The organism is Pseudomonas sp. MG-9 (genome assembly GCF_018729515.1).
GTDB classification, from domain to species: Bacteria; Pseudomonadota; Gammaproteobacteria; order Pseudomonadales; family Pseudomonadaceae; genus Aquipseudomonas; species Aquipseudomonas serboccidentalis.
This window is the reverse complement of the sequence record NZ_JAHHZH010000015.1, coordinates 33,227-53,383: the sequence shown is the minus strand read 5'-3', so window position 1 is coordinate 53,383 and position 20,157 is coordinate 33,227. Positions and strand designations below refer to the sequence as shown.

Annotated in this window: 18 protein-coding genes; 9 read left to right on the top strand and 9 right to left on the bottom strand. The window is 61.1% G+C overall.

Annotated features, from left to right (window positions below; translation table 11 throughout):
• Positions 1-109 precede the first annotated feature (109 nt).
• The 4 genes from KKQ10_RS27945 to KKQ10_RS27930 all read right to left on the bottom strand — a co-directional run bounded on the left by KKQ10_RS27945 (position 110) and on the right by KKQ10_RS27930 (position 4,364).
• A complete protein-coding gene (locus KKQ10_RS27945) occupies positions 110-2,161 on the bottom strand; it encodes a putative bifunctional diguanylate cyclase/phosphodiesterase (RefSeq protein WP_215502947.1) in 2,052 nt (683 codons plus the stop codon).
• Positions 2,162-2,580: 419 nt separating this feature from the next.
• Entirely contained in the window at positions 2,581-3,177 is a 597-nt protein-coding gene (locus tag KKQ10_RS27940) for a superoxide dismutase (protein ID WP_003227660.1), read from the bottom strand.
• A gap of 176 nt (positions 3,178-3,353) precedes the next feature.
• Complete coding sequence (locus tag KKQ10_RS27935) at positions 3,354-3,956, bottom strand: LysE/ArgO family amino acid transporter (RefSeq protein ID WP_127648313.1); 603 nt, start codon at positions 3,954-3,956, stop codon at positions 3,354-3,356.
• A 6-nt stretch (positions 3,957-3,962) separates the two neighbouring features.
• Positions 3,963-4,364: an ACT domain-containing protein gene (locus KKQ10_RS27930; protein WP_127648314.1), complete on the bottom strand. Its 402-nt coding sequence runs from the start codon at positions 4,362-4,364 to the stop codon at positions 3,963-3,965.
• 95 nt (positions 4,365-4,459) lie between these two features.
• Here KKQ10_RS27930 and KKQ10_RS27925 point away from each other — a divergent pair, with 95 nt between their 5' ends.
• The 4 genes from KKQ10_RS27925 to KKQ10_RS27910 all read left to right on the top strand — a co-directional run bounded on the left by KKQ10_RS27925 (position 4,460) and on the right by KKQ10_RS27910 (position 8,556).
• Positions 4,460-5,359, top strand: coding sequence for a LysR family transcriptional regulator ArgP (locus KKQ10_RS27925; RefSeq protein ID WP_127648315.1), 900 nt, complete (start codon positions 4,460-4,462; stop codon positions 5,357-5,359).
• A gap of 97 nt (positions 5,360-5,456) precedes the next feature.
• The gene (locus tag KKQ10_RS27920) at positions 5,457-6,449 is read left to right on the top strand and encodes an NAD-dependent epimerase/dehydratase family protein (protein ID WP_127648316.1); all 993 of its coding nucleotides are present in this window, start codon (positions 5,457-5,459) and stop codon (positions 6,447-6,449) included.
• Positions 6,450-6,565: 116 nt separating this feature from the next.
• Positions 6,566-7,420, top strand: a complete 855-nt coding sequence (locus KKQ10_RS27915) for an ATPase (protein WP_215502946.1) — start codon at positions 6,566-6,568, stop codon at positions 7,418-7,420.
• Positions 7,421-7,707: 287 nt separating this feature from the next.
• Positions 7,708-8,556, top strand: coding sequence for a cache domain-containing protein (locus KKQ10_RS27910; RefSeq protein WP_215502945.1), 849 nt, complete (start codon positions 7,708-7,710; stop codon positions 8,554-8,556).
• A 121-nt stretch (positions 8,557-8,677) separates the two neighbouring features.
• Here the strand turns inward: KKQ10_RS27910 and KKQ10_RS27905 are convergent, their stop codons facing one another.
• Together KKQ10_RS27905 and pobA are read right to left on the bottom strand one after the other, a co-directional pair.
• The gene (locus KKQ10_RS27905; RefSeq protein ID WP_215502944.1) at positions 8,678-10,195 is read right to left on the bottom strand and encodes an MDR family MFS transporter; all 1,518 of its coding nucleotides are present in this window, start codon (positions 10,193-10,195) and stop codon (positions 8,678-8,680) included.
• A gap of 79 nt (positions 10,196-10,274) precedes the next feature.
• Positions 10,275-11,468, bottom strand: coding sequence for a 4-hydroxybenzoate 3-monooxygenase (gene pobA / locus KKQ10_RS27900; RefSeq protein ID WP_215502953.1), 1,194 nt, complete (start codon positions 11,466-11,468; stop codon positions 10,275-10,277).
• A gap of 186 nt (positions 11,469-11,654) precedes the next feature.
• Between pobA and KKQ10_RS27895 the strand changes: the two genes are divergently transcribed.
• Positions 11,655-12,539 carry a helix-turn-helix domain-containing protein gene (locus KKQ10_RS27895; protein ID WP_215502943.1) on the top strand — a complete coding sequence of 295 codons (885 nt, stop codon included), beginning with the start codon at positions 11,655-11,657 and terminating at the stop codon, positions 12,537-12,539.
• A 127-nt stretch (positions 12,540-12,666) separates the two neighbouring features.
• On the opposite strand, the gene KKQ10_RS27890 is transcribed toward KKQ10_RS27895, so the two are convergent.
• Both KKQ10_RS27890 and KKQ10_RS27885 read right to left on the bottom strand, forming a co-directional pair.
• The gene (locus tag KKQ10_RS27890; RefSeq protein WP_007964044.1) at positions 12,667-12,843 is read right to left on the bottom strand and encodes a hypothetical protein; all 177 of its coding nucleotides are present in this window, start codon (positions 12,841-12,843) and stop codon (positions 12,667-12,669) included.
• A 106-nt stretch (positions 12,844-12,949) separates the two neighbouring features.
• Entirely contained in the window at positions 12,950-13,882 is a 933-nt protein-coding gene (locus KKQ10_RS27885) for a LysR family transcriptional regulator (protein WP_215502942.1), read from the bottom strand.
• Positions 13,883-13,996: 114 nt separating this feature from the next.
• On the opposite strand from KKQ10_RS27885, the gene KKQ10_RS27880 reads away from it, so the two are divergent.
• Both KKQ10_RS27880 and KKQ10_RS27875 read left to right on the top strand, forming a co-directional pair.
• The gene (locus tag KKQ10_RS27880) at positions 13,997-14,875 is read left to right on the top strand and encodes an MBL fold metallo-hydrolase (RefSeq protein ID WP_127648322.1); all 879 of its coding nucleotides are present in this window, start codon (positions 13,997-13,999) and stop codon (positions 14,873-14,875) included.
• Positions 14,876-15,106: 231 nt separating this feature from the next.
• Positions 15,107-15,721, top strand: coding sequence for an NAD(P)-dependent oxidoreductase (locus KKQ10_RS27875; protein ID WP_215502941.1), 615 nt, complete (start codon positions 15,107-15,109; stop codon positions 15,719-15,721).
• A 109-nt stretch (positions 15,722-15,830) separates the two neighbouring features.
• On the opposite strand, the gene KKQ10_RS27870 is transcribed toward KKQ10_RS27875, so the two are convergent.
• On the bottom strand, positions 15,831-16,712 hold the full coding sequence (locus tag KKQ10_RS27870; RefSeq protein WP_127648324.1) for a LysR substrate-binding domain-containing protein: 882 nt from the start codon (positions 16,710-16,712) through the stop codon (positions 15,831-15,833).
• A 229-nt stretch (positions 16,713-16,941) separates the two neighbouring features.
• Here KKQ10_RS27870 and KKQ10_RS27865 point away from each other — a divergent pair, with 229 nt between their 5' ends.
• Both KKQ10_RS27865 and KKQ10_RS27860 read left to right on the top strand, forming a co-directional pair.
• Positions 16,942-18,579 carry a 5-guanidino-2-oxopentanoate decarboxylase gene (locus KKQ10_RS27865; RefSeq protein WP_215502940.1) on the top strand — a complete coding sequence of 546 codons (1,638 nt, stop codon included), beginning with the start codon at positions 16,942-16,944 and terminating at the stop codon, positions 18,577-18,579.
• Entirely contained in the window at positions 18,579-20,027 is a 1,449-nt protein-coding gene (locus KKQ10_RS27860; RefSeq protein ID WP_215502939.1) for an aldehyde dehydrogenase family protein, read from the top strand. Before KKQ10_RS27865 ends, KKQ10_RS27860 begins: the two co-directional genes overlap by 1 nt.
• Positions 20,028-20,157 lie beyond the last annotated feature (130 nt).

Genomic DNA, 20,157 nt, shown 5'->3' with positions numbered 1-20,157 from the left:
TGAATGGACAGGGCGCGGGTGCGCAAAGCTGCGACATAATGCAAATCTTTCGCATTATGTGTAAAGGGCTGTGGCTGGAAATATTTCTTATTTACGCGATCTTTGGCTTTTATAAAATAGCCGCGTTACTGCGCTGGGCCTGCTTGAGATAGGCGCTCAGTTCCCGGGCAGGCAGCGGCTTGCTGTAGTGGTAACCCTGACCTTCGTGACAGCCTTCGGAGATGATGTAGGACTCTTGTTCGGCGGTTTCCACGCCCTCGGCGATCACCTGCATGCCCAGGCTTTTGCCCAGTTGAATGATCGCGCGAACGATGGTTGCATCGTCGTCGTCATCCAGCAGGTCCTGCACGAAGCTCTTGTCGATCTTGATCTTGTCCAGCGGCAGGCTTTTCAGATAGCTCAGCGATGAATAGCCGGTGCCGAAGTCGTCGATGGCGATCAGCGCCCCGGAACGGCGCAGGCTCAGCAGATGCTGGGCGGCGGTGCTGATGTCTTCCATCAGGCCGGTTTCGGTGACTTCCAGCTCCAGGCTGCGTGGCGGCAAACGGTAGATCTGCAGCAGGTTGTTGACCACCCGCGGCAGCTCGGCATGGTGCAGTTGCACGGTGGACAGGTTGACCGCCATGCGCAGATCCACGAAGCCTTGATCGTGCCATTCGCGCAATTGCTTGCAGGCCTGATCGAGCACCCATTCGCCGATGGCGATGATCGTGCCGTTCTGCTCGGCCAGCGGGATGAACAGGTCCGGCGGCACCAGACCGTGTTCCGGGTGTTGCCAGCGGATCAATGCCTCGACTCCGACCACGCGGTGATCGCGATAGCTGATCTGCGGCTGATAGACCAGATAGAACTGGTCGCGAATCAATGCGTCGCGCAGGTCTTTTTCCAGTTCGCGGCGCCGACGCATTTCGCTGTCGACGCTGGCGATGTAGAACTGATAGCGATTGCGCGAGCGGGTCTTGGCCAGCGTCATGGTCTGCTCGGCCTTCTGCAACAGCTTCTCGGTGCTGTCGCCATCCTCAGGGAACAGGGTGATGCCGATGGTCGCGCGCAGGCGGATTTCCTGATGGTCGAGGGCAAACGCCGCTTCCAGATCATCGAGGATGCTCTGCGCCAGTTCCGCCGCTTCGTAAGGCTGTTCGATATCGGCCTGCACCAGGGCGAACTGATCGCCACCCAGACGGGCGAGGGCGCCAAGGCGGCCACTGTGGGCACGCAGGCGATCGGCCAGTGCCAGCAGCAACTGATCGCCGGTCTGGTAGCTGAACTGTTCGTTGATCCCTTTGAAATCATCCAGGCCCACACACAACACCGCGACCCGGCGTTGCAGCTTGCCGGCGTCGACCAGAATCTTGTCCAGTTGCTGCTGCAGTTGCTGGCGGTTCGGCAGGCCGGTGAGGAAGTCGTACTGCGCCATGCGCAGCAGGCTGTTTTCCGCTTCGTGGCGCAGGTGGGTGTTGCGCTCGATCGATTCGAGCAACTGGTTGGCGGTGTTGATCCAGATCCCGAGTTCGTTTTTCTCGTGGCCCTTGATCTGCGGAATCTTGTGTTCGCTGGGGCGATCCGGATTGATTTCGGTCAGGTGCTCGATGATCCGCGACAGCGGTCTGGTCAGCAGCCAGTGATAGACCAGATACAGCACCAGGCCCATGGCCAGGGCGCGCAGCACACCGGAAATGAAAATGATCACCGAACTGACGATGAAACTCTCGCCGTAGGTGGCGGTGTCGAGGGTGATGCTCAGGTCGCCGTAATACTCGCTATAGGGACCACGACCGACCAATTGTGTGGTGAAGGTGCGTTCCTGGCCGAGGATCAGGTCGGTCAGCCAACGGCTGTTGGAATGCTGCAACTCACGGGACTTTTGCGCGAGCATCGCCTCGTTGGGATGGCCGATGGAGGCCTGGCGCACGGCGTCGTCCTGGAACAGGCCTTCGATCACCTGCATGCCCATTTCCCGGTCCAGGCTGTAGACAGCCTGAGTGGACGGGTCGCGGAACATGTCGAGGATCCGTTGGGCGTCGCCGGCCACGGCCTGGCGGGTCTTGTAAGCGTCGAAGACGATCTGGGCGCAGCTCAAGACCACGCCGACGATCAATGCCGAAAGGAGCACGACCCGGAGCAACTTCACCGACAAGCTGTTCTTGAGTTCCAGCTTCAAAGGGTTATTCCTTGTTCCGTGCGGGTAGCGTCAGGTTGCCATGAGTATTGGCAATCCGGTGTTGGCAGTCAAAGGGACAATCAACCCCAGGGATAATTGCCCGTGGCGTTGGCCGAAATGCAGCTGTCTGGAGTTTTCACCCTGATTGTACTGTGTCGGTAGTTTGAGCCTGCAACTTGAGGGGAACGGGACAATTTTTCCTCTGTTTGATGTTAGCCCGCCACGGCCTGGCGGCAATAGATCGAAGGCTGCTTTCGTAGCAGGAAACACGCTACCCACTGTAGGCGCTGCCGGAGGCTGCGATCTTTTGACGTAGCCTTTAAAAACAAGATCAAAAGATCGCAGCCTGCGGCAGCTCCTACATAAATCAAAGGCATTAAAAAACCCGGCAATGCCGGGTTTTTTGTCTGGCGCGCAGCTTAAGCGGTGAAGGTTTTGCCTTCGAACTGCTCAGCAACGAACTTCCAGTTGACCAGGTTCCAGAACGCTTCAACGTACTTCGGACGCAGGTTGCGGTAGTCGATGTAGTAAGCGTGTTCCCAGACGTCGCAGGTCAGCAGCGGGGTGTCGCCGCTGGTCAGCGGGTTGCCGGCGCCGATGGTGCTGGCCAGAGCCAGGGAACCGTCAGCCTTTTTCACCAGCCAGCCCCAGCCGGAACCGAAGGTGCCGATCGAGGTTTTGCTGAACTCTTCCTTGAACTTGTCGAACGAACCGAAAGCAGCGTTGATGGCTTCAGCCAGTGCGCCGGTTGGTTGACCACCGGCGTTTGGCGCCAGGCAGTTCCAGTAGAAAGTGTGGTTCCAGACCTGAGCGGCGTTGTTGAAGATGCCGCCCGAGGAAGTCTTGACGATCTCTTCCAGGGTCTTGCCTTCGAACTCGGTGCCTGGCACCAGGTTGTTCAGGTTCACGACATAGGTGTTGTGGTGCTTGTCGTGGTGAAATTCCAGGGTTTCCTTGGAAATGTGCGGCTGCAGGGCATCGTGTGCGTAAGGCAGCGGCGGCAATTCGAAAGCCATGATGATTCTCCTAATCAGGTCTGTTGCGGTGAGCGCAAGGCCGATCACGGGCGGCCAGAAATGCACCGACGAGTTTTTACTCTTTGCGGCGCAGGGTTCGGATCATAGCACCGGGGTTACGGCTTAACCACGCAACAACTGTGTGGGATAGAGGTTCCAGAGCCTTTTGGAATAAATCAGTTGGCGATAATCAATTGGCCCGCCACCGTGAACATCATCAACGCCACCACCAGATCAAGAATCCGCCAGGTACTCGGTCGCGCCAGCCATGGCGCAAGCCATGCCGCACCGAGGGCGAGGGTGAAGAACCACAGCAGCGAAGCACTCGCCGCGCCCACTACGTAAGCGCCTGGCACCGACTGTTGCGCACCGAGGGAGCCGATCAGCAATACCGTGTCGAGATACACGTGCGGATTGAGCAACGTCACTGCCAACGCACTGAGCATCACTGCCCGCAGCGAGCGCACGGTCTGATTCTCGCCCTGATCCAGACTCTGTTTCGAGAATGCCCGGCGCAGTGCCTGGCTGCCATACCAGATCAGAAAGACTGCACCGCCCCAGCGCGCCACTGCCAGCAATGTCGGGTTCTGCGCCAGCACGGTGGCCAGACCAAACACTCCGGCGGCTACCAGCAGCGCATCGCAGGCCACGCACAGCGCGGCGACCGGCAGGTGATGTTCGCGACGCAGGCTCTGGGCCAATACAAAGGCGTTCTGCGTGCCGATCGCCATGATCAGCCCCAAGGCCACCAACAGCCCGTTCACATAGCTTTGCCACATAAAGCGTTACTCCGCGTTGGCTGCGAGTTCGCGCAGCACATGCATGGCGCGTTCGGCGTCGGCCTGACCGACAAACAAATGATCGTGGTAGTAACCGGCGATCACGTTGCAACTGATTCCGGCCTTGCCCAGTGCCGTGGCGAACGCGGCGGTGAGGCCGACTGCTTCCAGGGCCGAATGCACGTTCAGGGTGATCCACGCCGCTACATAGTCGAAGCTCAAACCGGCCTGTTCGGCGTGGGCGCGTTCAAGGATCACGGTCAGGCCTTCCTGTTCACGGAAGCTGCCGACAATCTCCAGACCGCTCGGCAACTGGCTGTCGCGCAGGGTGCAGAACACGTATTCGCCGGCGTTGAGCTGCGGGCTCATGCTGCGCAGCAACGTCGTGAGAGAGGTTTCGCCAGCCATTGGGTAGTCCTTGATAAAGAGTGCTTGCTGGCTATTCTCCGGTCGGAAGCTGTATAAGGAAAACGAATAGTCCTGATCGCTCATTAGGAAAACTGATGTTCGACTACAAATTGCTTTCCGCTCTGGCCGCCGTGGTCGAACAAGCTGGATTCGAACGCGCTGCGCAGGTTCTGGGCCTTTCGCAATCGGCGATTTCCCAGCGGATCAAACTGCTGGAAGCGCGGGTCGGCCAACCGGTGCTGGTACGCGGCACGCCGCCGTCGCCGACTGAGATTGGCCGGCGCCTGCTCAACCATGTGCAGCAGGTGCGCCTGCTCGAACGCGACTTGCAGACTCTGGTGCCGGCGCTCGACGAAGAAGGCCTGCCGGAACGCCTGCGCATTGCGCTCAATGCCGACAGCCTCGCCACCTGGTGGGCCGAAGCCGTGGGCGCTTTTTGCGCCGAGCAGCATTTATTGCTGGATCTGGTGGTGGAGGATCAAACCGTCGGCCTCAAGCGCATGCGTGCCGGGGAAGTGGCGGCGTGTGTCTGTGCCAGCGAACGCCCGGTGGCCGGCGCGCGCAGCGTGTTGCTCGGGGCGATGCGCTACCGGGCGCTGGCCAGCCCGGCGTTCATCGCGCGGCATTTCCCTGATGGCGTACGCGCCGAGCAGTTGCCGCGCACCCCGGCGCTGGTGTTCGGGCCGGATGATTTTCTCCAGCATCGTTACCTCGCATCCCTCGGCGTCGATGGCGGATTCGAGCACCATTTGTGCCCGTCCTCCGAAGGTTTTGTGCGCCTGACCGAAGCCGGGTTCGGCTGGGGACTGGTGCCAGAACTGCAAGTGCGCGATCAGTTGCAGCGCGGCGTGTTGCGCGAACTGTTGCCAGATAAACCGATCGATGTGCCGTTGTACTGGCATCATTGGCGCAATGGCGGTCAGCTGCTGGGGTTGCTGACCGAGCAACTGGTACGTTCATCACCACGATGGCTGGTGCCCTGGAAGCAGCCATAAGCGTCAAGCTGCAAGCGGCAAGTAAAGCGCTGCGCACCGTTTTAAACTTGCAGCTAGAGGCTTGACGCTCGCAGCTGCTTTTTTGTTGGAGTTTTGCATGAAAATTCTGGTCACCGGCGCAAGCGGCTTCATTGGCGGACGCTTTGCGCGTTTTGCCCTTGAGCAGGGCCTGGACGTGCGGGTCAACGGTCGCCGGGCCGAAAGCGTCGAGCATTTGGTGCGCCGTGGTGCCGAGTTCGTTCCGGGCGACCTCACCGATGCGGATCTGGTGCGCGACCTCTGCACCGACGTCGAAGCGGTGGTCCACTGTGCCGGTGCCGTCGGCTTGTGGGGGCGTTATCAGGACTTTCATCAGGGCAACGTGCAGGTCACCGAAAACGTCGTTGAAGCCTGCCTCAAGCAGCGCGTGCGGCGACTGGTGCATCTGTCGTCACCGTCGATCTACTTCGATGGCCGCGATCACCTCGGCCTGACTGAAGAACAAGTGCCCAAGCGTTTTAAACATCACTACGCCGCGACCAAGTACCTGGCCGAGCAAAAGGTCTTCGGCGCGCAGGAATTTGGTCTGGAAACCATTGCCCTGCGCCCGCGTTTTGTCACCGGCGCTGGCGACATGAGCATCTTCCCGCGTCTGCTGAACATGCAGCGCAAGGGTCGTCTGGCGATCATCGGCGACGGCTTGAACAAGGTCGATTTCACCAGCGTGCAGAACCTCAACGAAGCGCTGCTCAGCAGTCTGCTGGCGGCCGGTTCGGCGCTGGGCAAGGCCTACAACATCAGCAATGGCGCGCCGGTGCCGTTGTGGGATGTGGTCAATTACGTGATGCGCAAAATGGAAGTGCCGCAGGTCACCCGATATCGCTCGTATGGTCTGGCCTACAGCGTTGCGGCACTCAACGAAGGCGCGTGCAAACTCTGGCCGGGGCGTCCGGAGCCGACGCTGTCGCGGCTGGGCATGCAGGTCATGAAGAAAAATTTCACCCTCGACATCAGCCGCGCCCGGCATTATCTGGACTACGATCCGAAAGTCAGCCTGTGGTCGGCCCTCGATGAGTTCTGCGGTTGGTGGAAAGCTCAGGACATCCGTTGATACAAGTCGGTCGGCCGGCAATGAACCGCGCTGCCGCTTGAGGGTCAATCCCTGCGGCTGCGGCGGTTATACTTCGCAGCATTTAGCCATCACCGCGTTCCACAAAGGTTGCCTCAATGTCCATGCGTAACGATGCCAACGACGATTTCGACGATGTACCGAGCCTGCGGGCCGACACCTTTGACGACGATGACATTCCGCCCAGCGCCCGCACCTCCGTGCATTCGCGCACGCCGCCAGTGGTCAAGGTCAAGGCCGCGAGTACCGGGCCGCTGTGGGCACTGGTCGGCGCGTTGTTCTTTGCCTTCATCGGTCTGGCCTGGTGGAGTTTCCAGCAGATTTCGCTGATGGAGCAGCAGTTGGTCGCGACCCAGGAAAGCTTTGCGCGCATCAGCGAGGAAGCGGCGGGGCGCCTGCAGGACATTTCCGGCAAGGTGGTGGCCAGTCAGAGCAACGTCACCAGCGACAGCGAAGCGTTGAAGCTGCAGATCAAACAGCTGGAAGACAAGCTGGTGGATCAGAGCAAGCAGCAACAGGGCGTGGTCGGTCAGGCCAGCGATCTGGACAAGCGCCTGGCGCAGATGACCGCACAGACCACTGAACAGCAGAACGCCAACAGCCAGTTGCAGGCTCAGGTCAAAGCCTTGAGCGCCGAACTGGCGACCCTCAAAAGCGCCCCGGCCGACACTGGCAAGGTCGACGCCCAGCTCAAGAGTTATGACGCCCAACTGAAAAGCCTCGGTGCTGATATCACTGCGCTGAAAAAGCAGGGCAACTCGAACGCAGCGATCGAGCGTCTGGAGCAGGAAATCGTGGTCCTCAAAAGCGAGCAGGACAACCGTCCGGCAACGCCACAGGGTGGCGGCAATACCGCCGAGTTCGATGCGTTCCGTGGCCAGATGACCCGCAACCTCAACACCCTGCAGGCGCAGATCCAGAACCTGCAGCAACAGATCAACGCCCGGCCATAGAACCCGAGTCAGCAACACCTGTGGTGGAGATATCTTTGTGATGAAGATAGCTCTGTTGTGAAGATGATTCTGTGGTGAGGGGGCTTGCCCCCGTTGGGCTGCGAAGCAGACCCGGTTCGGCACCATACGGTCTGGCTCAAGAATGCCAGGGCGTGCTGCGCACTCCAACGGGGGCAAGCCCCCTCGCCACAGACATCTGGTGCAATCTTTCCAAACGCGCTGAATATCCATACATCCCCCCAAGCCGTCTACGCTCTTGAAACACCAACAAGAACGAGGGATGCGTTATGGGGTTTCTGCATAAAGTGGCGTGGCTCGGTGTGATGCTGCTTGTGGGGGCAGGGCAGGTCAATGCCGCCACCACACAAAAGGACGACAGCAAGGCTGCCATCGCCTTGCTGGAAAAGGCCCTGGCCTATTACCACGACAACGGCGACAAGGCCTTCGCTGCGTTCAGCCGTCAGGGTGAGTTCGTCGACAAGGATCGCTACGTGTTCGTGGTCGACACCAAGGGCGTGATGCTCGCCAGTGGCGGGCCATCCTCTGCCTTGATCGGTCGCGATGTCAGCGAAGTGCTCGGGCCGGATCTGCAAAAGGCCTTCAAGGACGCGTTGCTGGTACCTGAAGGCAACGGCATCCAGCAAGCCGAATACCGCTGGCAGAATTGGGCGGACGGCAAGGTCGAGCGCAAGCATGTCTACTATCAGCGCATCGGCCAGCGGATCCTCGCGGTCGGGTATTACTTGCCGAGGGCTTCAGCGGAACAGGCCAAGACCCTGCTCGACAAGGCTGCGACTGACTTGGGCAAAAACGAGAAAGGCACGCTGACGGCAATCAACTCGCTCAAGGGCGGTTATCTGCAGGATGACCTGTACGTGTTCGTGGTCGATCTGGACACCCAGCGCTATGTTGCCCACGGCACCAACCTGCGGCTGATCAACACCGATTTCAGCAAGATCAAGGACCCGGAGGGTAAACCGGTGGGCGAGCCGATTCTGGCGCTGGTCGCCAAACAGGATGACGGCGAATACGAATACCGCTGGAAAAACCCGGTGACCGGCAAGGTCGAAGACAAGCATGCCTACCTGAAGAAGGTCGGGCATTTTCTGGTGGCGGCGGGTTACTACAGCCCTTGAGTGAACGGCCTTTGCAGGAGTGAGCCTGCTCGCGATGAGGGTGTGTCAGTCGACACCACTGTTCGATGACACACCCTCATCGCGAGCAGGCTCACTCCTACAGGGGATCGCGGTGTTGCTTTTATTTGGCGCCGTGCTCCCGCCCGCGCAGCAGGTTGTTCGGCATCGCGATCGCCGCCGCCAGCCCCAGCAGCGACACCGCGGTACTCACCCACAGCAGATGCCGGAACGTCACCGAAAGCTCGGCGCGCAAGGCGTTCTGTGCATCCCCGGGGGCCGCGTTCAAACCGTCCAGCAGCACGTTGCCCGAATGGCCCTCGCTGATCAGCGAACTGCTCGCCAGATGGGCGAAACTCGAATCCTGCAACAAGGCCAGCAACAGCGCCGACATCAACGCCACACCCACCGCGCCGCCCAGTGAGCGGAACAGATTGGTGGTGCTGGTGGCGACGCCGATGTCGCGTTGTTCCACCGAGTTTTGTGTACCGACCAGCGACGTCGGGAACTGCATGCCGCCAGCGATGCCGCTGAGCAACATGAACAAACCACTGAACAACGTTGCTTCGGGTGGACTGAACGCCATGCCGAGAATCGAGATCGGCATCAAGGTCGCCCCGGTCAGGATCTGCGGCTTGTAGCGCCCGGTGATCGACGTACGCCGGCCGGCGAAATAGGCACCGATCGGCAAGCCCATGGCCAACGGCAACAGGTGTAACGCGGCACTGTCGGCCCCGGCGCCGGTGACGCTCTGGAAGCGCAGCGGCATCAGCACGATCAGCGAGATCGCCTGGAAACTGGTGAAGAAAATCGTGCACCAGCACAGCAACGCATTGCGGTTGGTGAACAAGTGCATCGGTAGCAAAGGCTCGCGCGCCCGGCGTTCATGCCAGACGAACACCGCCAGCACCAGCACCGCACAGGCGAACAGTCCCAGCACTTCGCTGCTGCGCCACGAATGGCCCTGACCGACCTGGGTGATGCCCAGCAGCAATGCGGTCAGGCCGATGATCATCAGCAGGGTGCCCAGGTAGTCGATGATCGGTTTGCGCTGCGGAATCGGCAGCCCGCGCAGGTTGCGTCGCGCCACCCAATACGCACCAAGCCCCAGCGGCAGGTTGATCAGAAACACCCAGCGCCACGACAGGTATTCGGTCATGTAGCCGCCGAGCACCGGCCCGGCGACACTGGCGACTGCGTACATGCTGCTGAAGTAACCCTGATAACGCCCACGTTCGCGGGGCGGGACGATGTCGCCGATGATCGCCTGGCTGACCGAAATCATCCCGCCGGCGCCGATGCCCTGGAGAATCCGCGCCAGCACCAGTTGTTCCATGCTCTGCGCCATGCCGCAGAACAGCGAGGCGAGGGTGAACAGGCCCATGCCGAACAACATCAGTTTGCGTCGCCCGTACAGATCCCCGAGCTTGCCGTAGATCGGCACCGCCACGGTCATTGCCACCATGTAGCCGGAAATCACCCAGGCCAGCAGGCTGACGTCCTTGAATTGTGCGGAAATGGCGGGCATCGACACGGCGACGATGGTCTGGTCCAGCGCGCCGAGAAAGATCGCCAGCATCAGCGCGACCAGCACGCTGCGAATGGCCGGTTTGGGCGTTTCAGGGTGATTGAGGTTGGTCACGGGCGGAACCTGCGGGCAGTGAGAGTCCCGCAAGTCGTCAGGCGAGCGGGGATGCTCGCCAGTGTAAGTCGATAGCAGGCTATTCGATAGCCTCATACGGAAGTCCGACGTAATTTTCTGCAATGGTTTTTCTGCCGGCTTCGGAACTGACGAAATAGTCCAGCTCCGAGGCGCTGATCCGTTGGCTGAAGTCATCATGCTCCTCGAAACGGTGCAGCATCGAGGTCATCCACCAGGAAAACCGTTCGGCTTTCCATACGCGACGCAGGCAGATTTCCGAGTACTTCTCCAGCAGATCGGTGCGGCCCTCGCGATAGACCTTCAACAGAATATTGAACAGCGTACTGACATCGCTGGCGGCCAGGTTCAGGCCCTTGGCGCCGGTGGGCGGAACAATGTGCGCGGCATCACCGAGCAGAAACATCCGCCCGTACTGCATCGGTTCGACGACGAAACTGCGCAGCGGCGCGATGCTTTTTTCAATCGACGGGCCGGTGACCAGTTTCTCGGCAAGCGCGGCGGGCAAGCGTGTTTTGAGTTCATCCCAAAAGCGCTGATCAGACCAGTCTGCGACGTTTTCTTCGGCCGGCACCTGCAGGTAGTAACGGGTACGCGTGGCCGAACGCATGCTGCACAGGGCAAAGCCGCGTTCATGGCGGGCGTAGACCAGTTCCTCGTGCACCGGCGGGGTGTCGGCGAGAATCCCCAGCCAGCCGAACGGATAGACCCGTTCGAAAATCTTCAGGCAGTTCTCGGGAATCGACTGCCGGGCCACGCCGTGAAAACCATCGCAACCGGCGATGTAGTCGCAATCGAGGCGCCAGGTTTCACCGTCCTTTTCGAAGGTGACAAACGCCTCGTCGCTTTTCATGCCGTGCGGAACGACATGGCTCGCCGCGTAAATCGTCGGCGCACCGGCCTCCCGACGAGCGGCCATCAGGTCACGAGTGACTTCGGTCTGGCCGTAAACCATGACGGTTTTTCCGCCGGTCAAACCCTGCAGATCGATGTGTGCCAGACGCCCGTCCAATGCCAGATCGAAGCCGCTGTGCACCAACCCTTCGGCGTCCATCCGCGCGCCCACGCCGGCCTGGCGCAACAGCTCTACCATGCCTTGTTCAAGCACGCCGGCGCGAATTCGTCCAAGCACGTATTCGGGTGTCTGGCGTTCGAGAATCAGGGTGTCGATGCCGGCGTTATGCAGCAACTGGCCGAGGAGCAATCCGGAAGGACCGGCGCCAATGATGGCGACTTGGGTTTTCAGCGTTTTCAGCGTTTTCATTGTTTTTATGACTCGCAAGCTTCACGCGGGATCAACCGGTGAATGATTTTTATGGATCGAGTGCTTGCATTTTTCCCTCGCGGGTCTGTCAATTGAAGGTGAAAACTGAGCCGATACCTGTACATTCTGCCAATCGGTGCGATTATCGCCCGCAACCTCGAGGCCTGGATTGAAGTGATGAACAAGCCTGACCTGCCTTCGATTCCGGTGTTCAAGCTCTACGGTGAAAGCCTGGACTGGCCGACCCCTGACTTGCTGCACTGTGAAACCATTTCCAAACGCAGCCGCGAACATCAATGGGAAATCAAACCCCACCGCCACGCCGATTTGTGCCAGTTGCTCTTCGTCTTCAAAGGTCAGGCAGAGCTTGAAATCGAAGGTCAACGCACGCAGCTCAACGAACCCGCCATCCAGGTCCTGCCACCGTTGTCGGTGCATGGCTTTCGTTTTTCCGAGGACGTCGAAGGCTTTGTCGTCACCCTCGCCAATCCGTTGATCAACCACCTGCAGGCGCAACTGGGCAATTCAGTCCACGCCCTGGCCCAGGTCGGGCACTACCCGGCGGGCAAGGATGCGGAGTACCTGCACAGTCTGTTTTGCGCGTTGCAGGCCGAGTACAACGGCCATCAACCTGCGCGGGAAATGCTCATGCATTCGTTGGTCAGCGTGATCATGGTCTGGGTCAGCCGTCAGGCGATCGTGCGCCATAACGCCAGCCAGCGGCCGCAACGCCAGCGCGAGTACCTCAACGGTTTCATTCAATTGGTGGAGGAGACGTACCGCCAGCATGTGAAGGTCGAGGACCTGGCCCATCGCCTGGGCATCTCGGTATCGCACCTCAACGGCACTTGCCGGGAACTGGCAGGGCAGCCGGCGCTGCAGATCATGCATGAACGTCAGTTACTGGAAGCCAAACGTTTGCTGACGTACACCAGCATGACCATTTACGAGATGTCGGAGCTGTTGGGGTTTTCCGATCCGACCAACTTCACGCGCCTGTTCCGGCGCCGGGTGGGGATTTCACCAAAGGCGTTTCGCGACCGGTTGAAGGCCGAGCAATAAGTCAGACACGCCCCCTGTAGGCGTGAGCCTGCTCGCGATAACGTCGGGTCAGACATCACCAGGTTGAATGATCCACCGCTATCGCGAGCAGGCTCACTCCTACAAAGGGAAATCAGTGACCGCTCGATCAGCGCAGCGCATTGAGCGTCGCGTTATGCGGAATGCAGCGCTCGAAATTGCAGCTGGCGTATTCGCGGGGCAGTTGTCGCAGCTGCTCGACCCGCCAGGCCGCGGTGCCGTACAGCGCCAGCGTGGCGGCGCAGGTGATGAAAATTGCGAAGTACCTTCTTGTTCTGATGTTCATGGCGTTGACCTCTGAACGTATACCCTGCGGTATTACTTTCAGCATAGGTCAGGTAGAAGCAGCTGCAAGCATCGAGCGGCAAGCGCCAAGATGAATGGCGGCGCAGCTAGCTTGTAGCTTGTGGCTTTGCGCTGGAAACTGCTTCATCCCACGCCGGATTCTCGGGAAAACGCTGCACCAGAAAATCCAGCATGCTGCGCAACGCCGCCGGCATGTGCTTGCGTGAAGCGTACACCGCGTAGATGTTCATCTGCCGTGGCTCGGCATCGGGCAGCAGGCGCACCAGTTCACCGGCATGCACATGCACCCCGGCCTGATAGGTCGGCAACATTGCCACGCCCGCACCGGCCAGGGTGGCGCGCAACAGGGTGCTGGCCTCGTTGGCGCTGATGTTGCCCTGTACCGGCACCGACACCGGTTCACCGTGTTCCTCGAAATGCCACAGGCTTTTGCCGAAGTAGGAGTGGGTCAGGCAGTTGTGCCGACTCAGGTCCTCGACCCGCTGCGGTGGCGGGTTGTCCCGCAGATAGGCGGGCGCGGCGCAGACCACCGAACGGCACACCGTCAGACGTCGGGCGATCAGGTTCGGGTCCAGGTCATTGCTGGTGCGGATCGCCAGATCGATGCGCTCATCCACCAGGTTCACCGTGCGATCGAGCATCTGCATATCGATGCTGACGCCGGGGTAGCGCTTGACGTACGCCGCCATCGCGTCAGCCAGTTGCGCCTGGCCGAACGAGGTGCTGACGCTGATGCGCAGCAGTCCGCGCGGTGCCTCGTCGGGTTCGCTGACGGCGGCCTGCATGTCGGTCGAGAGTTCGAGCATCTGCCGGCAGCGCGGCAGGATCTCACTGCCGGCGGCGGTCAGGCTCAACTTGCGCGTGGTGCGGTGCATCAGGCGCGCGCCGACCCAGTCCTCCAGCTCCGCCAGATAGCGCGACACCACCGGCCGCGACAGGTCCAGATGATCGGCTGCCGCCGACTGGCTGCCGAGGTCCACCACTGTGACAAACACCCGCATTGCTTGAAGACGATCCATGATTTGCCCGCTTTCAGAAACAAACTATGTTCAAGCATCGCATTTTTTGTACCGAGTCAGGCAACTAAGCTCTGTCCCATCGCCAAACACGGCATTCGGACCACGGAGCAACAGATGATCGGCTTCACTACCCTCAAGCGCGTTTTGCTGGCCACCGCCACCCTCGGTTTCGCGGCCCACGCCGCGGCCGCCAACCTGACCCTGGACGTCTACAACCCTGGCACCCAGGCCATCTTCCCGGTGACCTCGGTGCTGGTCAGCGGCGAAAAAGACGCCATTCTGGTCGACGCACAATTCGGCAAGGCCCAGGCCGAGCAGGTGGTGGAAAAGATCCGCGCCAGCGGCAAGCACCTGACCACCATTTATATCAGCCACGGTGACCCGGATTACTACTTCGGCCTCGACACCCTGACCAAGGCCTTCCCCGACGCCGAGGTGCTGGCTTCGCAGCCGACCGTGGATCACATCAACAAAACCGTCGCCGGCAAACTCGCCTTCTGGGGGCCGAAAATGGGCGCCGACGTACCGGCCAAAACCATCGTGCCGGGCGTGCTCAAGGGCGACAGCCTGATGCTCGAAGGGCAGAAACTGCAGGTGGTCGGCCTTGAAGGCAAGCAGCCGGATCGCAGTTTCGTATGGATTCCGTCGCTCAAGGCCGTGGTCGGTGGCGTCGTGGTGGCCGAGAACATCCATGTGTGGATGGCCGACACCCAGACCGCGCAATCCCACGCCGACTGGCTGCAAACCCTGCATTCGATCGAAACCCTGAAACCGAAAACCGTGGTGCCGGGTCACTACCTGGGCGAGAGCAGCCGTTCGTTGGCCAGCGTGAAATTCACCGCCGACTACATTAAGGCTTTCGACGCCGAAACCGCCAAGGCCAAGGATTCTGCCGCACTGATCGCGGCGATGAAAAAGCGCTACCCGAAACTGGGCGAAGAAAGCTCGCTGGAGCTGAGCGCCAAAGTCGCCAAGGGCGAAATGCAGTGGTGATCAACTGCCTTTGAGATACACCGATTTCTGTGCTGAAAAACTGATGTGTGGCGAGGGAGCTTGCTCCCGCCCGCCTGCGCAGCAGGCGTAAAACCTGCAAATGCGTTGTATCTGAAACAGGCGGGGAGTGCTTCGTCCTCCAATGGGAGCAAGCTCCCTCGCCACAGGGAATACCGCTTCAAGATTAGATTTATGCCGTCGTTGAAACTCTCAAGCCAACTGGAGAATGTCATGAGCAAGATCGCAATCATTGGTGCCACCGGCCGTGCCGGTAGCCAACTGCTGGAAGAAGCCCTGCGTCGCGGCCATAGCGTCACCGCGATCGCTCGCGATACCTCGAAGATCGGCAGCCGTGCCGGTGTGGTCAGCAAGAATGTCGATGTGCTGGATGCGGCGGCGCTGCAAGCCGCAGTGGCCGGTCACGACGTGGTGATCAGCGCCGCGCATTTCGCCACCGTACCCGCCAGCGCCGTGGTCGGGCCGGTGAAGCAGGCAGGCGTGAAGCGTCTGTTGGTGGTCGGCGGCGCCGGTTCGTTGTTGCTGCCGGACGACACCCGAGTGATCGACAGCACAGGTTTCCCCGCCGAATACAAAGCCGAGGCCAGCGCTGGCGCGGCGTTCCTCGATGCCTTGCGTCAAGAGAAGGCGCTGGACTGGACCTTCCTGTCGCCATCGGCCGAGTTCGTCGAAGGCGAGCGCACCGGCACCTTCCGTGTCGGCAAGGATCACTTGTTGTTCAGTGCAGAAGGTCGCAGTTGGATCACCTTTGCCGATTACGCGATTGCGCTGATCGACGAAGTGGAAACGCCGAAGCATTCGCGGCAGCGGTTTACGGTCGGCTACTGACCTGTAAGCACAATCCCTGTAGGAGCTGCCGCAGGCTGCGATCTTTTGATCTTAAAACAAGATCAAAAGATCGCAGCCTGCGGCAGCTCCTACGGGGTATTTGTGTGTTTCAGCGGGTATGCGCCTGCTCCACCAGCCAGATCATCAACTCCTCCAGCTGCGGCGAGGCCTCTCCACCCTGCGGCATCACCACGAAGTACCCCAACCCCGTCTTCACCTTCAAATCAAACGGCATCACCAGCCGCCCGGCGCGCAGGTCATCGCCGATCAACGACCAGTCGCCAATCGCCACACCCGTCCCATGGGACGCCATCGACATCGCCTGATCCAGCGTCTCGAAATGCTGGCCCATGTTGACGTTGCTCAACTGCAATTCAGCGGCGGTCAGCCACACGGTCCAGTCCTGCGTGTCGCGGGTCGGATGCAGCAGCAGATGCTGTTGCAGGTCGGCCGGTTCGGTCAGCGCTGGCGGGCCTTTCAGCAGGGCCGGCGAACACACCGGTGTCAGTTGCTCATCGAACAGGTGCAGGGCGGTCGATGAGTTGTCCGGCGGTGTGCCGTAGATCACCGCGGCATCGAACTGCTCGCGCTGAAAGTCGACGCCGTGGGCCAGGGTGGTGGTCAGTTTGACCGGCACGTCCGGGCGTTCCTTTTGCCATTGCAGCAGGCGCGGCACCAACCAGCGCATCACGCAGCTCGGCGCCTTGAGCTGCAGGGTTTCGCGCTTCAGACCAATCTGCTCGGTGGCTTCGCTGATCAGGCCGAAGACCTTCTCCACCCGTGGCAGCCATTCACGCCCTTCGGCGGTCAGCTCCAGGCCCCGGGCCCGGCGAATGAACAACTCATAACCCAGATGATCCTCCAGCCCGGCGATCTGCCGGCTCACCGCGCCTTGGGTGATGTGCAACTGCTCGGCGGCCCGCGTGAAGTTGCAGCACTGCGCGGTGATCAGAAACGTGTGCAGGGCGGGCAGGGGAGGCAGTCGTTTCATGTGGATCCAAGGTATGACGTGAGGACATGGCTAGTATGACTTTTAATCGATTGTTGCCGCTACCTGCCGCCCGTTCAATGAGCCCATTGAAGGGCCCTTTGTAGGAGTGAGCCTGCTCGCGATAGCGGTGTGTCAGTCACCGTAATGTTGAATGCGAAGACGCCATCGCGAGCAGGCTCACTCCTACACAAAGGCCTTGTGTCTCAAATGAACAACAAGGGCAATCGACATGGCGACGTGTGGCGAAGTACTGGTCAAGTTACTCGAGGATTATGGGGTCGAGCAGGTGTTCGGCATTCCCGGGGTGCATACCGTGGAGCTGTATCGCGGACTGGCCCGTTCGAGCATCAACCATGTCACCCCACGGCATGAACAGGGCGCTGGGTTCATGGCCGACGGCTATGCGCGCACCAGCGGCAAACCGGGTGTGTGCTTCATCATCACAGGCCCTGGCATGACCAACATCACCACCGCGATGGGCCAGGCCTACGCCGATTCGATTCCGATGCTGGTGATCTCCAGCGTGCAGACGCGCAGCCAGTTGGGCGGTGGTCGCGGCAAGCTCCACGAGCTGCCGAACCAGAGCGCGCTGGTCGGCGGCGTCGCTGCGTTCTCTCACACCCTGATGTCGGCGGCGCAATTGCCGGGCGTGTTGGCCCGGGCCTTCGCGCTGTTCCAGGCCGGGCGTCCGCGTCCGGTGCACATCGAAATTCCGCTGGACGTGCTGGTCGAGGAAGCCGATGACCTGCTCGCCAGCATCCCGGTCAACATCGACCGCGCCGGGGCGGCGCCGACGGCTGTGAGCCGCATGACTGAACTGTTGGCCGGCGCCCAACGTCCGCTGATCCTCGCCGGTGGCGGGGCCATCGATGCCGCCGCCGAACTCACCGAACTGGCCGAACTGCTCGACGCCCCGGTGGCGCTGACCATCAACGCCAAAGGTATGCTGCCGTCCAGTCATCCGCTGCTGATTGGCTCGACGCAAAGCCTGGTCGCGACCCGCGCACTGGTGGCCGATGCCGACGTGGTGCTGGCGATCGGCACCGAACTGGCTGAAACCGATTACGACGTGACCTTCGCCGGCGGTTTCGAGATCCCCGGCAAGCTGCTGCGCATCGACATCGACGCCGATCAGACCGTGCGCAATTATCCGCCGCACCTGGCATTGGTCGCCGACTCGCGCAACGCTGCACAAGCACTGCTCAGTGCTTTGTCGCACAAACCGCTGACCGCGCGCCGCAACGATTGGGGCCAGGTGCGCGCTGCGCGTTTGCGTGAAGATCTGGCCGCATCCTGGGACGCACCGACTCTGGCCCAGACGCGTTTCCTCGAAACCGTCCTGCACGAGTTGCCGGAGGCGGTGTTCGTCGGCGACTCCACGCAACCGGTGTACACCGGCAACCTCACTTTCAACCCGGAGCGTCCGCGCCGCTGGTTCAACTCGTCCACCGGTTACGGCACCCTCGGTTACGCCTTGCCGGCGGCGATCGGCGCATGGCTCGGCGGCAGCCTCGAGCATGGCGCTCGTCCGCCGGTGGTGTGCCTGATCGGCGACGGCGGCTTGCAGTTCACCCTGCCGGAGCTGGCCAGCGCCGTCGAAGCGCGTACCCCGGTGATCATCCTGCTGTGGAATAACCAGGGTTACGAAGAGATCAAGAAGTACATGGTCAACCGCGCCATCGAGCCGGTCGGCGTCGACATCTACACCCCGGACTTCATCGGCGTTGCCAAGGCTCTGGGTTGCGCCGCCGAAGCGATCAGCTCGGTTGAGCAACTGCGCAGCGCGCTACGTGCCGCCACCGATCGTCAGGGCCCGACCCTGATCGAAATCGACCAGACCCAATGGATGCGGGCGGTGGCCCAATGATGAGTTTTCCAACCACACTCGATGGCCTGTACATCAACGGCCAATGGTCGGCCGGCCGCGAACACCTGCGGGTGATCAACCCGGCCACCGAAGCGCTGCTGATCACGGTCAATGGCGGTGATGAACACGCGGTCAACCTGGCTGTGAGTGCTGCCACTGAAGCGTTCAAGGACTGGTCGAAAACCACTGGCGCCGCGCGCGGCGCGATTCTGCGCAACATCGCCAACGGCGTGCGCAATGGTCGCGATCACCTGATGAAGCTGCAGTCGAGCAACAACGGCAAACCGCAATTCGAAGCGGCCATCGACGTCGATGACGTGATCGCCACGTTCGAGTATTACGCCGAATTGGCCGACGGCCTCGACGCACAACTCGACAGCAACGTAGCGCTGCCCAGCGACGATTTCAGCGCACGTCTGCGCCGCGAACCGTGCGGTGTGGTCGGGCTGATCGTGCCGTGGAATTTCCCGATGGTCACCACCGCGTGGAAACTCGCCCCGGCGCTGGCCGCCGGCTGCTGTGTGGTGCTCAAACCGTCGGAAGTCACGCCACTGCCGGAGCTGGAACTGGCGGCGATCATCGCCGAGTCCGGCCTGCCCAAAGGTGTGTTCAACCTGGTCTGCGGCACCGGTCTGGCGGTCGGTGCGCCACTCTCGGCTGACCCGCGCATCGCCAAGATTTCCTTCACCGGCAGCAACGCCGTCGGCGTGCAGGTGATGCAACGCGCCGCGGAAACCGTGAAAGGCGTGAGCCTGGAACTGGGCGGCAAATCTTCGCTGCTGGTGCTCGACGATGCCGATCTGGAACTGGCGGTGGAGCTGGCCTGCGGCGGCGGTTTTTTCAACGCCGGGCAGATGTGCTCGGCCACCAGTCGGGTGTTGGTCGCCGATGAGCTGGCCGATGAATTTCTTGAGCGTCTGCAAAAACGCGCGCAAGCGATTCGCGTGGCTGACCCGTTCGACCCGGACGTGGAGATGGGCGCACTGGTCAACCAGGCGCAATACCAGCGGGTGCTCGGCCACATCGACCGGGGTTTGAGTGCCGGAGCGAAGCTGGTGTGTGGTGGCAATCGTCCGGCGGATCTGCCGCGCGGCTATTTTTTGCAGCCCACCGTGTTCACCGACGTGCCCCTCGACAGTGCGCTGTGGTGCGAAGAGATTTTCGGCCCGGTGTTGTGCGTGCGCCGTTTCAGCAGCGAGGCCGAGGCGATTGCCCTGGCCAACGACAGCCAGTTCGGGCTGGTCGCCAGTGTGGTGACGCGTAACGCCGAGGCTGCCGACCGGGTCGCCAACGCCCTACAGGCGGGGCTTGTGTGGCTCAACGCGCCGCAAGTGATCTTCCCGCAGACGGCGTGGGGCGGCTACAAGCAGAGCAGCATCGGCCGCGAATTGGGGCCGTGGGGCCTGGCCGCGTTTCAGGAAATCAAACACGTGATCCGGGCGCTTTGAACGCCCGAAAACGGTGAACGCATGCCTCGCAACGAGGCATGCGCCGGTGTCATGGCTTCGATGAGTTTTTATCGATAGTCAGGTGTATTGCACGACCTCAGGATGAACCCGTCGGCAGCGCTGCAGGCCT

Excerpts from the sequence above, each read along its gene's own strand:
- KKQ10_RS27860 (WP_215502939.1), top strand. The coding sequence starts at position 18,579 with ATGAGTTTTCCAACCACACTCGATGGCCTGTACATCAACGGCCAATGG.
- KKQ10_RS27895 (WP_215502943.1), top strand. The coding sequence starts at position 11,655 with ATGAACAAGCCTGACCTGCCTTCGATTCCGGTGTTCAAGCTCTACGGT.
- KKQ10_RS27925 (WP_127648315.1), top strand. The coding sequence starts at position 4,460 with ATGTTCGACTACAAATTGCTTTCCGCTCTGGCCGCCGTGGTCGAACAA.
- KKQ10_RS27920 (WP_127648316.1), top strand. The coding sequence starts at position 5,457 with ATGAAAATTCTGGTCACCGGCGCAAGCGGCTTCATTGGCGGACGCTTT.
- KKQ10_RS27940 (WP_003227660.1), bottom strand. The coding sequence starts at position 3,177 with ATGGCTTTCGAATTGCCGCCGCTGCCTTACGCACACGATGCCCTGCAG.
- KKQ10_RS27915 (WP_215502946.1), top strand. The coding sequence starts at position 6,566 with ATGTCCATGCGTAACGATGCCAACGACGATTTCGACGATGTACCGAGC.
- KKQ10_RS27880 (WP_127648322.1), top strand. The coding sequence starts at position 13,997 with ATGATCGGCTTCACTACCCTCAAGCGCGTTTTGCTGGCCACCGCCACC.
- KKQ10_RS27865 (WP_215502940.1), top strand. The coding sequence starts at position 16,942 with ATGGCGACGTGTGGCGAAGTACTGGTCAAGTTACTCGAGGATTATGGG.
- KKQ10_RS27885 (WP_215502942.1), bottom strand. The coding sequence starts at position 13,882 with ATGGATCGTCTTCAAGCAATGCGGGTGTTTGTCACAGTGGTGGACCTC.
- KKQ10_RS27890 (WP_007964044.1), bottom strand. The coding sequence starts at position 12,843 with ATGAACATCAGAACAAGAAGGTACTTCGCAATTTTCATCACCTGCGCC.
- KKQ10_RS27870 (WP_127648324.1), bottom strand. The coding sequence starts at position 16,712 with ATGAAACGACTGCCTCCCCTGCCCGCCCTGCACACGTTTCTGATCACC.
- KKQ10_RS27910 (WP_215502945.1), top strand. The coding sequence starts at position 7,708 with ATGGGGTTTCTGCATAAAGTGGCGTGGCTCGGTGTGATGCTGCTTGTG.
- KKQ10_RS27930 (WP_127648314.1), bottom strand. The coding sequence starts at position 4,364 with ATGGCTGGCGAAACCTCTCTCACGACGTTGCTGCGCAGCATGAGCCCG.
- KKQ10_RS27875 (WP_215502941.1), top strand. The coding sequence starts at position 15,107 with ATGAGCAAGATCGCAATCATTGGTGCCACCGGCCGTGCCGGTAGCCAA.
- KKQ10_RS27935 (WP_127648313.1), bottom strand. The coding sequence starts at position 3,956 with ATGTGGCAAAGCTATGTGAACGGGCTGTTGGTGGCCTTGGGGCTGATC.